Genomic DNA, 11,498 nt, shown 5'->3' on the forward strand with positions numbered 1-11,498 from the left:
GGATGTGCACTGATGTACCGCCTAGGAGTCGATGTCGGTGGCACGTTCACGGACGTTCTTCTGATCGAGGAGGCGACCGGGAAGACCCGACGGACCAAGGTGCCCTCGACGCCTCAGGACCAGTCCGTCGGCGTCATCGAGGGCGTAACCCGGGTGCTGACCGATGCCCGGGCCCGCGCCGCGGACGTCCGCCAGTTCCTGCACGGCACGACGGTGGCCACCAACGCCGTCCTGGAACGCCGGGGCGCCCGGGTGGGCCTGGTGGTGACCGTCGGCTACCGGCAGGTCCTGCACATCGCCCGCTCGTTCGTTCCCGGCGGTCTGGGCGGCTGGATCGTCTGGGACCGGCCGGCCGAGATGGTCGCGCTCGAAGACGTCCGCGAGGTCCGGGGCCGCATGGACGCCCGAGGCGAGCAGGTCGAGCCCCTCGACGAGGCGGCCGTGCGGGCCGCGGTCCGCCAGCTGGTCGACCAGGGCGTGGACGCCCTCGCCATCGGCTTCGTCAACTCCTACGCCAACCCCGCCCACGAACAGCGGGCCGCCGAGATCGCCGCCGCCGAGGCCCCTGGTGTGCCGGTCTCCACCTCCGCCGGGGTCCTGCCCGAGCTCGGGGAGTACGAGCGGACCCTGACCACCGTCGCCAACGCCTACGTCCGCCCCGGCGTCAGCTCCTACCTGAGCAACCTCAGCGCGAAACTGGTCGCCGAGGGACTCCTGGGCGAGCGCCGCGTGCTGCGCTCCGACGGCGGACTGATGACCTTCGAGCGGGCCGAGGACATCCCGGTCAGTCTGCTGATGAGCGGACCCGCCGGCGGGGTCGCCGCCGCCGTGGCGCTGGGCCCGGCCGCCGGCCACCCGGACCTGCTCACCCTGGACATGGGGGGTACCTCCACCGACGTAGCGCTGATCGAGAACGGCACCCCGGCCATCCGGCGCGAGACGACCGTGGCCGACCTCGCCGTCCGCGCCCCGTCGATCGACGTACAGACCGTGGGCGCCGGCGGCGGCTCCATCGCCCACGTCCCCGAGCTGACCGGTGCGTTGCGGGTGGGCCCGGCCAGCGCGGGTGCCCTGCCCGGTCCGGCGACCTACGGACGCGGCGGCGAACTGCCCACCGTCACCGACGCCAACGTCGTGCTCGGCTACCTGCCGCACGCCCTGCTCGGCGGCGCCATGCCGCTGGACGTGGAGAAGGCCCGCACGGCGGTCGGCACCGTTGCGAGCAGGCTGGGGGTGTCGGTGGAGGCCGCCGCCGCCGCGATCATCGACATCGTCAACGAGAACATGCTCGGCGCGCTGCGGCTGGTCTCGGTGCAGCGCGGCTACGACCCCCGGCGCTTCGCGCTGTTCGGCTTCGGCGGCGCCGGCCCGTTGCACGTCAACGCGCTCGCCAAGCTTCTCGGCTCCTGGCCGGTGGTGATCCCGCAGTCGCCCGGGGTGCTCTGCGCCTACGGTGACGCTTCGACAGGTGTGCGGGCCGAGGCCAACCGGTCCCTGGTGCGCCCTCTCGACGACGTCGACGAGGAACTGCTGCGGCGCGAGTTCACCGACCTCGCCGCCCAGATCGACACCGAGTTCGACCGGGCCGGGGTGCCAGGCGACGCCCGGTCGGTGCGATACGAGGCCGACGTCCGCTACCACGGCCAGGGCTTCGAGGTCTCCGTCGAGGTCGACGCGGGCCGAGGCATGGCTGTGATCCCCGACCTGCGCAGCGGCTTCGACGAGGCCCACCAGCGCCTGTTCGGCTTCGCACTGGATGAGCGGCACGAGATCGTCAACATCCGGGCGGTCGGGATCTCCCACGCCGAACGGATCACCCCGGTCGAGATCGAATCCGGTGACCGCGACGCCGCGCAGGCGATCGTCGGCCGTCAGCAGGTCTACGTCGACGGCGGCTGGCAGGAGGCCACCCTCTACGACCGCACCGCCCTGCGGGCCGGCAACGAGCTGTCCGGGCCGGCGATCGTGGTCGAGATGGATTCCACCAGCCTGGTCCTGCCGGGCTGTGTCGCGCGCGTCGACAGGCTGGGCAACCTGCTCATCCTGCCCGCCGAGCAGGGAGGGAAACGATGAGTGCGGTCATCGTCGAGACAGTACGCCCGGAGCGTGGCGTCGAGGTCGAGACCGCGGTGCTCGACATCGTCGAGAACGCGTTGCGTAACGCCCGTTTCGAGATGGACGCGGTGGTGATGCGTACCGCGATGTCACCGGGCATCCGCGAGCAGCACGACGCCTTCCCGTTGATCGCCGACCGGCGCGGGCGCATGGTCGCCGGACAGTTCGGCTCCTTCATCGACGGCTTTCTTTCCGGATACGACGGCACGGTCGAGGAGGGCGACGTCTTCTTCACTTCCGACCCGTACGCCTGTGACGGCGCCATCAGCCACGCCAACGACTGGCTGGTGCTGCTGCCGATCTACTTCGAGAAGGCGCTGGTCGGCTGGGCGGCGATGTTCGGTCACATGAGCGACGTCGGCGGGAAGGTGCCCGGCAGCCTGCCCACCGACGCGGTGTCCATCCACGAGGAGGGCGTCATCGTCCCGCCGGTGAAGTTGTTCCGCGGCGGCACCCTCGACCAACAGCTCCTGGACACCGTGCTCAACCAGGTGCGCCTGCCGAGCTGGAACCGCGCCGACCTGAACGCGGTCCTGGCCTCCTGCCGCACCGCCGAGACCCGGGTCCGTGAACTCTGCGAGCGCTTCGGCGCTGACACCTACCTGTCCACCCTGGAGCTGCTGCTGGAGCGCAACCGGCAGGCGATGGCGAAGCTGTTCCGCCAGGTCGTGCCCGAGCAGCCGGTCACCTTCGAGGACTTCGTCGACGACGACGGACGCGGCGAGGGACCGTTCCGCATCCGCTGCTCGCTGTGGCGCGAGGGCGACCGGGTGGTGCTGGACTTCACCGGTACCAGCGAGCAGGCCGAGGGGTCGATCAACTTCCTGCTCAACGAGAACGTCCTACGGATGTTCTTCGGGGTCTACACCATCATGGCCGTTGACCCGATGATCCTCTTCAACGACGGGTTCTACCCCCTGGTCGACGTCCGCATCCCCGAGGGCAGCCTGCTCAAGCCCCGGCGCCCGGCGGCCGTCTCCTGTCGTACCCACGCCCTGGGTCGGCTCTTCGACGTGCTCGCCGGACTGCTGGGGCAGTGTCAGCCGGACTTCCTCGCCGCCGCCGGGTTCTCCTCCAGCCCGCACCTGATGTACTCCGGCCTGGATCGGCACGGCAAGTGGTTCCAGCTCTACCAGATCGGTTTCGGCGGTGTGCCCGCCCGACCGGTCGGTGACGGGTTCGACGGGCACTCCATGTGGCCCTCGTTCACCAACGTGCCCAACGAGTACCTGGAGGCCTACTACCCGCTGCGTATCGAGTCCTACGAGACGGTCCCCGACTCCGGGGGCATCGGTAGGCACCGGGGCGGCAACGGCATCCGGGTCGGCTACCGGTTCCTGGAACCGGGTGAGGTCTCGATCCACGACGACAGATGGTTCACCAAACCCTGGGGCGTGCTCGGCGGCGAGCCCGGCGAACGCGGCACGAAGATCCTGGAACGCGCCGACGGCTCCCGGCAGGTGGTCCCGGCCAAGTGTGACCACGTCGCGGTCCGCCCCGGCGACCTGCTGCACTTCGTCACCTGGGGCGGCGGCGGTTGGGGCGACCCGCTCGAGCGCGACCCGGAGCAGGTCCGCCACGACGTCGAGCGGGGCCTGGTCACCGTCGACGGCGCCCGGCGCTACGGAGTGGTCCTGGTCGACGGCCGGGTCGATGCCGAGCGCACCCGGACCCGGCGCGCGGAACTCGCCGCCGGCCGAGGCGACCTGCCCCGCTTCAACCGGGGCGGCACCGTGGAGGAACTCCGGGCGCGCTGCCTCGCCGAGACCGGACTGACCCCACCCCGGGAACCGGCGGGCGCCGGGGCGCGGCCGGAGCCGGCGCCTCCCGGCCCACGGCCCGGTGCGACGCCGGCCCGCCATCGCGACGCCGGGCCCGCAGGCGGCAGCGACCGGCCCGCCCGCGCCCAGCGACCGGCGCAGTCCCCGCTGGAGGCGCTCGTGCACCACATCGCCCGGCAGGTGACCGTGCGATGAGACCACCCCACTTCCAGACCACCACGGTCCTGGGCAACGGCGGGCACCCGCACGCCAACCAACTCGCAAAGGAGAACTGTCATGGCTGACCTGCAGATGTCCGCGCTGGGCATGATCGAGACCCGGGGCCTGGTCGCGGCGGTCGAGGCCGCCGACGCCATGGTCAAGGCCGCCACCGTCGTCCTGGTGGGCACCGAGTACATCGGCGGTGGCCTGGTCACCGTCGTCGTCCGTGGCGACGTCGGCGCGGTCAAGGCCGCCACCGACGCCGGTGCGGCCAGCGCCTCCCGGCTCGGTGAGGTCGTCTCGGTGCACGTCATCCCGCGCCCGCACAACGAGGTCGAGGCGATCCTGCCGACCGGTTCGAGTCGAGGCGGAACGAAGTCCTGACCGGAGCCCGCGTGCTCATCGAAGGAGCTGAGACATGAGTCGGGTGTGGACTGCAGTCGATATCGAAGACATCGCCCGGTCGGACGGACCGCGCGAAGTCCTGCTGGGCCCGGGCGACCTGATCTCCCCGCACGCCCAGGACATCGCCCAAGGGCTGGGCATCGACGTCCGGCGCGGGTCGGCGGCACCGGCGCCGGCCGCCCCCGCCGGGGCCGGCCCCGGCGGGGGCGAGCCCCAGGGCGGCTGCGACGACGCCGACGGCTGCTCGTGTGGCTGCGAGGCCGCGGAGGAGGCGGAGCGGACCATCCGTACCATCGCCGCCGCGGTCGTGTCGGCCAACCCCGACGCGGACGCCTCCACTGTCGCCACCGAGACGCTGCGGGCGCTCGGCGCCTACGGCGGGCCCGGGGTGGGCAGCCCCGAGCAGGCCCAACCGCTGCCCGGACAGTTGCTGCCCAAGAAGGCCAAGGGCGCCCGCCCTCAGTTCTTCGCTGAGCCGGGTATGGAGGCCCTGGTCTCGACGATGGTGACCCTCACCTCGGAGGTGTGGGTGCTGCGTGAGCGGGTGATGACCCTGGAACAACTGCTGGCCGACCGGCGGGTTGTGGAGGGGGGCGCGGTGGACGGCTTCACGCTCTCCGCCGAGGACGCCGAGACCAGAGACGCCGAGGCGGCGGCGTTCGTCGCCCGGGTGCTGCGGGTCTTCTACGAGTGGCGTGAAGAGATCGTGCGGGAGGAGACCCCGGAGTCCTACCGGGAGGTCATCCGGCGGGCCTTCGCACAGGTGGGGGAGGACAAGTGAAACAGCAGCAGCGACACGGCCTGTTGCCGACGGAGAACCACGACGAACTGGCCCGGGAGACGTTCGTCCGGGCCCTGAAGTCGCACATCTCCACCGAGGTGACCCCGGGGGTACGGGAGCTGTACGCGCACCGCGTCCTGCCCAGGTACCAGCAGGAGATGGGCGTCCCGCCCCGGGACCGGGAGACGGTCCGCCGGGCGATGGAGCCCGAGCCGTACTACCAGCTCTGGAGCTCGGTGCGGCGGGCGAGCCAGGACCTGCTCTGGAACGTGGTGGCCGACAGCATCGGCCGGCAACTGGACGACCTGCGGGCCAGGGCGGAACGGACCGGCCGTACCCTCGGCTCGCTGGAGCTGGATCCCGACTTCGTCCTGCCCTGGTATTTCTGGGGCATCGACATCCACGCCATGCCCGGCGGCTACCGGGGCGAGTACGTCCCCGGCGACGTCACCGCCGGGGCGCTCTACGACCGCGGCGTCTACGTCTACGCCATGGGCCAGATGGGCGAGCTCAACGACGACTACGGCCAGTCGGTGGTGAACAACTACCTCAAGACCGTGCACAAGGACTTCCGCCCCAGGCGGATCCTGGAGATCGGCTGCGGAGTCGGCAACTCCACGCTGCCCTACGTCGACGCCTATCCCGAGGCGGAGGTGCACGGCATCGACGTCGGTGCCGCTCTGTTGCGCTACGCCCACGGCCGGGCGGAGTCCCTGGGCCGCAAGGTGCACTTCGCGCAGCGCAACGGCGAGGACACGGGCTTCCCGTCGGGGCACTTCGACCTGGTCGTCTCGCACATCCTGCTGCACGAGATGCCACCGGAGGCGGTCCGCGCCGTCCTGCGGGAATGCCACCGGCTGCTCGCCCCGGGCGGGATGATGATCCACGCGGATTTCCCGGGCTACGCCGGGTTGGACCCGCTGGTGCAGTTCCTCATCGACTGGGACACCTGGAACAACAACGAGCCGTTCTGGGGCCCGATGCGGGACATGGACCTGGTCCAGGCCGCCCGGGACGCCGGGTTCACCGGCGACTGCACCGAACTGTCCTGCAAGCGGGAGTGCGTCGAGGAGGTCTCCACCCCCACCGGCCGGGTGCTGCAGAGCGGTGAGCGGCGCAGCAGCGGCACCCTCGCGCTGCTCGTGGGCCGGCGCTGACATGGCCCACAACGATGTCGAGTTGCGTACCTTCGCGTTCGTCGACCGACTCCAACCGCAGATGGCCGCCCTGCTCGGCAGCGTGATGTCGGGTGACCCGGTGGTCGAGGGCATGTCCGAGCTCTACCTGGAGATCTCCCCGGGCAGCGACGTGTACGCCCTGGTCGACGCCGCCGTCAAGGCCACCGGGGTGCGCCCCGGCTCTCAGGTCGTCGAGCGGCAGTACGGCATGACCGAGTTGCACTCGATGTCGCAGGACGCGGTGCGCCAAGCCGGTCAGACCATCCTGGACCTGCTCGGGATCACCGAGGCCGACGCGCAGCCGGCGGAGCTGGTTTCGGCGAAGATCGTCTCCAACATCGACGCCTACCAGGCGCAGCTGGTCAACCGTTCCCGCAAGGGCTCCCTGCTGGTGGCCGGCGAGTCGATGCTGGTGGTCGAGTGTCAGCCCGCCGCCTACATCTCCGCTGTCGGCAACGAGGTGGAGAAGTCCGCCAGTGTGAAGATCATCGACGTCCGGGGCGTGGGCCAGTTCGGCAGGTTGTGGATCTCCGGACTGCACTCGGAGGTGGAGGCGGCGCGCGACGCGGTCCGTCGAGCGTTCGAGACGAAGCCCTGGTCGCACCGACGCTAGAGAAACGAGGTGGTGTCGGCATGCGTGTCGCCCGCGTGATCGGCTCGGTGGTCAGCACCGTCAAGTCGGAGGCGCTGACCGGGGCCAAGCTGCTCGTCGTCGCGCCGCTGGGCGATGCGCCCGCCGGAGAGCCCTACGTCGCCGTCGACACCGTCGGCGCCGGCAGGGGAGAGGTCGTCCTGGTCGCCACGGGTGGCGCCGCGCGGCTGGCGCTGCGGCAACCCGGTCAGGCGCCCGTGGACTCCAGCATCGTCGCGATCGTCGACCGGCTGGAGACCGAGGCGTGGCTCAACTACGTGAAGGACTGACGTGGATCTGTGGGATGCGGGTGCGCTCGGCATGGTCGAGACACAAGGGCTGACCGCCTCGATCGTCGCCGTCGACGTGATGGGCAAGGCGGCCGAGGTACGGCTGATCGGCGTGCAACGCATCGGCGATGGAATTGTCACGGTCTCCCTCGTCGGCGACATGGCCTCGGTCACGTCCGCGGTGGAGAGCGCCCGGCAGGCCGTGGCTGCGATCGGCGGGACTGTCGTGACGACCGTGATCGGTCGACCGACCGTGCCGACGGACCTGCTGCGCGAGCCCCGGACAGGCGGGGCGCCGAAGCCACCGGCCACCGCTCCACCGTCCGCCGCGGGCGGGGCCGAGTTGGAGCCCGGACCCGCCGCGGCGCCGCCCGCCGTGCCCGCCCGCCGATCGGCCGAAAAGGCCGGCGGGAGCCCCACCCGGCGCGCCGCGCGCTCGACCGCCCCGAAACGGCGTCCGCCCGCCGCCGGGCCGTACGAGCCACCACCCGAACCCCCCGCCCCCCGAGCCCGAGGAAAGTGACATGCGCGGATACGTCGGCCCGTCCGGCGGGCAGATCCACTACCGCACCGCCGGCACCGGCGGGCCTGCCCTGGTGCTGTTCCACGAGTCGCCGCAGGCATCGAACGTCTTCGCCCCGGCCCTGCCCGCCCTCGGCCGCACACTGCGCGCCTTCGCCTTCGACACCCCCGGGTACGGGCTGTCCGACCCGCCCCGCGACCCACTGGAGATCCCCGGCTACGCCCGCCTGCTGCTCGACGCCGTCGACGCCCTCGGTATCACCGAGTTCGCCGTCGCCGGACAGCACACCGGAGCCTCGCTGGCCCTGGCGGTCGCCCAACTCGCCGGGCCGGACCGGGTCACTCACGCCATCCTGTCGGGGCTGGTGCTGGACCAGGCCGAGCGGGAGCGCCTCGGCGCCTCCTGGGCGCCGGACAAGCCGATCGACCCGGCCGGCCGGCACCTGCAGGATCTCTGGGCCCGCTACCTCGACATCTGGGAGGGGCCTCCGGAGTTGGTGAACCTCGCGGTGGCCAACATCGCCTCGGTCTTCGAACGGTACAACTGGGCGTACCGGGCCGCGTTCGCCTACGACCCGACCGAGCCGCTGCGCGCCCTGCCCTGCCCGGTGCTGCTGCTGACCGCCGCCCGGGACATGTTGGCCGACGGCGACGCGTTGGCGCAGGCAATCCGTCCGGACGCCGTCGCCGTGCGGCTGACCGACACCACCGGCCAGTTGCCCTGGCGGGTGCCCGAGGAGTTCGCCGCGGTGCTGTCGTCCTTCGTCACCACGGGCCGGCTGGTATCCGACCGGGCAAGCGCGCGATGAGCGGCGAGGTCGACCTGCTGGTGATCGGGGCCGGCACCGCCGGCCTGCCCTGCGCGATCGAGGCGGCGCGGGCCGGGCTCCGCGTCGAGCTGGTCGACGGGGGCACCGACATCGGTGGCACGCTGAGCGTCTCGGCCGGGCACATGAGTGCCGCGGGCACCCGCCGGCAGCGCCAGGCGGGTATCGACGACGACCCGGACCGGCACTACGCCGACGTGCTGCGCATCGGTCATCACCGCGGCGACCCGGCGCTGATCCGGCTGGCGGTCGACGAGGCGGCCGGCGTCGTGGACTGGCTCGACGAGCATGGTTTCCCGTTCGCCCCGGGCACACCTGTGGTCTACCACGGGCACTCCCCGTACTCCCGGCCGCGGACCTACTGGGGGATCGGGCACGGTCGGTCGATCCGAGAGACGCTGCGTCCGCTGCTGGACAAGCAGGTGGCCGCGGGCCGGGTCGCCCTGCGGCTGCGCTCGCGGGCCACCCGGCTGACCAGCGCCGCAGGCACGGTCACCGGCGCGCTCCTGGACACCCCCGAGGGCCCCCGCGAGGTCCGCGCCGGGGTCACGGTGCTGGCCTGCGGCGGGTACGGCGCCAACCCGGAGCTGTTCCGCGCGCTGACCCCGGGCGGCCCTCGGCTGGTGACCAACGCGGTGCCGACCTCCACCGGCGCCGCGATCGAGATGGCCAGGCCCCTGGGGGCCGAGGTCCGCTTCGCTGATCTGCACACGCCCCGGCTCGGCCTGCTCGAACGCCGCTCCCAGCCGGGGCGGGTGGACTTCTGGTCGGAGTTGGCGCACCTCGCACCGGTCGAGCGCCCGCCCCGGGAGATCTGGGTCAACGCGGCCGGGCAACGGTTCGTCGCCGAGGACCTCGACGACGTCACCGGACACGAGCGGGCCGTGCAGGAACAGCCGGGGGGCGAGTTCTGGATCGTCTGCGACTCCGAAGCCCTGGCGGCGGGGCCGCCTCTGGTACCGGCCTGGGGGCACGAGCGGTTCCGGGTCGAGGCGCAGCGGGGGGACGTGGCCTGGGTCGCCGACGACCTTCCTGGACTGGCCCGCCGGGCGGGCATCGACGCGCAAGGGCTGGTCGACACCGTGCGGTCCTACAACCTCGCGGTGCGGCAAGGGGTGGACCCGCTGGGCCGCCGGGCTCCCGCGCATCCCCTGGTCCGGCCGCCCTACTACGCGCTTCGCTCGGTGGCCGCGCTGCTGTGCAGCTTCGGCGGACTGGACGTGGACACCGAATTGCGGGTCCGGCGGCCCGGTGGCGCAATAGTGCCCGGGCTGTACGCCGTCGGTGAGGCCATCGGCATGGGGGCCACCAGTGGCGCGGCGTTCTGCGGGGGGATGGCGGTGACGCCGGCGCTGGCGTTCGGGCGGCTGCTCGGCCGTCGGCTGGGCGCACGGGCGTGACAGGCGTCGGGGTCGCCCGGGCCACTTCTGTATGCAGAAACGTGGGAATGTGAGCGCGGTGGTGCGCCGCTGATCGGCCCAAACTGCTGTTGACAGCGAGCCCCGACTCCCTGTTGTATACAACGACCACTGAGTGGCTGCTATGAGAGGTGTTCATGTCTAGCGATCTGCACCATGAGGGACCGCTGCACGGCGTACGCGTGGTCGAGTTCGGCTCCCTGCTCGCGGGGCCGTTCTGCAGCCAACTCCTGGCCGACTTCGGCGCCGAGGTCATCAAGTGCGAACCCCCGCGCCAGGGCGACCCGATGCGCGAGTGGGGCCGGGAGAAGCCGTACGGCAAGTCGCTGTGGTGGCCGATCGTGGCGCGCAACAAGAAGTCCATCACCGTGGACCTGCGCACCCCCGAGGGCCAATCGGTGGCCCAGCGGCTGATCGCCCAGTGCGACGTGGTGGTGGAGAACTTCCGGCCCGGCACCATGCAGCGCTGGGGCCTGGGCTACGAGCAGATGTCCGAAACCAATCCCGGGCTGGTCATGGTCCAGGTCTCCGGCTTCGGTCAGAACGGTCCCTACTCCGCCCGCCCCGGCTACGGCTCCGTCGGCGAGGCCATGGGTGGCCTGCGCTACGTCGTCGGCGACCCGCAGACGCCGCCCAGCCGGGTCGGCATCAGCCTCGGCGACTCCCTGGCCGGCACCTTCGCCGCCCTGGGGGCCCTGCTCGCGCTGCGGGTCCGCGACCGCACCGGCCGGGGCCAGATGGTCGACTCGGCGATCTACGAGGCGGTGCTGGCGATGATGGAGTCGCTGCTGCCGGAGTACGCCCTGGCCGGTCACGTGCGCGAACGCACCGGTGCCATCCTGCCCAACATCGCCCCCTCCAACGTCTATCCCACACGCGACGACGGACTGGTGCTCATCGCGGCCAACCAGGACACCGTCTTCCGGCGGCTGGCCGCAGCCATGGACATGGCCGAACTCGGCACCGACGAGCGCTTCGCCACGCACTCCGCCCGGGGCCGCCACCAGGTCGAACTGGACGCCATCATCGCGACCTGGTCGGCGCAGCACGACACCGAGCACCTGATGGCCACGATGGTCAAGCACGACGTCCCGGTCGGCCGGGTCTACCGCGCCCCGGAGATGCTGGAGGACGAGCACTTCGCCGCCCGGGAAGCCATCGTCCGGGTCGCCCACCCCGAGTTCGGCGAGTTCCCCATGCAGAACGTCGTACCGAGACTGTCGGCCACCCCGGGGCGGATCAAGTGGGCCGGGCCGCGGCTCGGGGAACACACCGACGAGGTGCTCACCGACATCGTCGGGTTGGAGTCCGCCGAGATCGACGCGCTGCGAACCAGCGGCGTCATCTAG

11 protein-coding genes are annotated in these 11,498 nt (G+C 71.8%); all 11 read left to right on the forward strand.

Annotated features, from left to right (window positions below; genetic code table 11):
- Positions 1-12: 12 nt before the first annotated feature.
- The 11 genes from AMK25_RS06385 (at position 13) to AMK25_RS06435 (ending at position 11,498) form a co-directional block, all read left to right on the forward strand.
- A complete protein-coding gene (locus tag AMK25_RS06385) occupies positions 13-2,073 on the forward strand; it encodes a hydantoinase/oxoprolinase family protein (protein WP_198937461.1) in 2,061 nt (686 codons plus the stop codon).
- A complete protein-coding gene (locus tag AMK25_RS06390) occupies positions 2,070-4,091 on the forward strand; it encodes a hydantoinase B/oxoprolinase family protein (RefSeq protein ID WP_073827211.1) in 2,022 nt (673 codons plus the stop codon). The genes AMK25_RS06385 and AMK25_RS06390 overlap by 4 nt, the downstream gene beginning before the upstream one ends.
- 90 nt (positions 4,092-4,181) lie before the next feature.
- Entirely contained in the window at positions 4,182-4,481 is a 300-nt protein-coding gene (gene eutM / locus AMK25_RS06395) for an ethanolamine utilization microcompartment protein EutM (RefSeq protein WP_104114777.1), read from the forward strand.
- 34 nt (positions 4,482-4,515) lie between these two features.
- A complete protein-coding gene (locus AMK25_RS06400; protein WP_051611138.1) occupies positions 4,516-5,283 on the forward strand; it encodes a hypothetical protein in 768 nt (255 codons plus the stop codon).
- Entirely contained in the window at positions 5,280-6,440 is a 1,161-nt protein-coding gene (locus AMK25_RS06405) for a class I SAM-dependent methyltransferase (protein ID WP_051611136.1), read from the forward strand. The genes AMK25_RS06400 and AMK25_RS06405 overlap by 4 nt, the downstream gene beginning before the upstream one ends.
- Position 6,441: 1 nt before the next feature.
- On the forward strand, positions 6,442-7,074 hold the full coding sequence (locus tag AMK25_RS06410; RefSeq protein WP_073827212.1) for a hypothetical protein: 633 nt from the start codon (positions 6,442-6,444) through the stop codon (positions 7,072-7,074).
- A gap of 20 nt (positions 7,075-7,094) precedes the next feature.
- Positions 7,095-7,382: a EutN/CcmL family microcompartment protein gene (locus tag AMK25_RS06415; protein ID WP_043325403.1), complete on the forward strand. Its 288-nt coding sequence runs from the start codon at positions 7,095-7,097 to the stop codon at positions 7,380-7,382.
- A 1-nt stretch (position 7,383) separates the two neighbouring features.
- A complete protein-coding gene (locus AMK25_RS32355) occupies positions 7,384-7,905 on the forward strand; it encodes a BMC domain-containing protein (RefSeq protein WP_241826261.1) in 522 nt (173 codons plus the stop codon).
- Position 7,906: 1 nt separating this feature from the next.
- Positions 7,907-8,713 (forward strand): alpha/beta fold hydrolase, encoded by an 807-nt coding sequence (locus AMK25_RS06425; protein ID WP_073827214.1) that lies wholly within the window; start codon positions 7,907-7,909, stop codon positions 8,711-8,713.
- Complete coding sequence (locus AMK25_RS06430; protein WP_073827215.1) at positions 8,710-10,131, forward strand: FAD-dependent oxidoreductase; 1,422 nt, start codon at positions 8,710-8,712, stop codon at positions 10,129-10,131. The genes AMK25_RS06425 and AMK25_RS06430 overlap by 4 nt, the downstream gene beginning before the upstream one ends.
- Before the next feature lie 155 nt (positions 10,132-10,286).
- A complete protein-coding gene (locus AMK25_RS06435) occupies positions 10,287-11,498 on the forward strand; it encodes a CaiB/BaiF CoA transferase family protein (protein WP_043330443.1) in 1,212 nt (403 codons plus the stop codon).

The organism is Micromonospora sp. TSRI0369 (assembly GCF_001905625.1).
GTDB lineage: Bacteria > Actinomycetota > Actinomycetes > Mycobacteriales > Micromonosporaceae > Micromonospora > Micromonospora echinospora_A.

What these genes read in the sequence shown, in the direction of transcription:
- AMK25_RS06385 (WP_198937461.1), top strand. Translation starts at nt 13, where the DNA reads ATGTACCGCCTAGGAGTCGATGTCGGTGGCACGTTCACGGACGTTCTT.
- AMK25_RS06390 (WP_073827211.1), top strand. Translation starts at nt 2,070, where the DNA reads ATGAGTGCGGTCATCGTCGAGACAGTACGCCCGGAGCGTGGCGTCGAG.
- AMK25_RS06400 (WP_051611138.1), top strand. Translation starts at nt 4,516, where the DNA reads ATGAGTCGGGTGTGGACTGCAGTCGATATCGAAGACATCGCCCGGTCG.
- AMK25_RS06410 (WP_073827212.1), top strand. Translation starts at nt 6,442, where the DNA reads ATGGCCCACAACGATGTCGAGTTGCGTACCTTCGCGTTCGTCGACCGA.
- AMK25_RS06415 (WP_043325403.1), top strand. Translation starts at nt 7,095, where the DNA reads ATGCGTGTCGCCCGCGTGATCGGCTCGGTGGTCAGCACCGTCAAGTCG.
- AMK25_RS06425 (WP_073827214.1), top strand. Translation starts at nt 7,907, where the DNA reads ATGCGCGGATACGTCGGCCCGTCCGGCGGGCAGATCCACTACCGCACC.
- AMK25_RS06430 (WP_073827215.1), top strand. Translation starts at nt 8,710, where the DNA reads ATGAGCGGCGAGGTCGACCTGCTGGTGATCGGGGCCGGCACCGCCGGC.
- AMK25_RS06435 (WP_043330443.1), top strand. Translation starts at nt 10,287, where the DNA reads ATGTCTAGCGATCTGCACCATGAGGGACCGCTGCACGGCGTACGCGTG.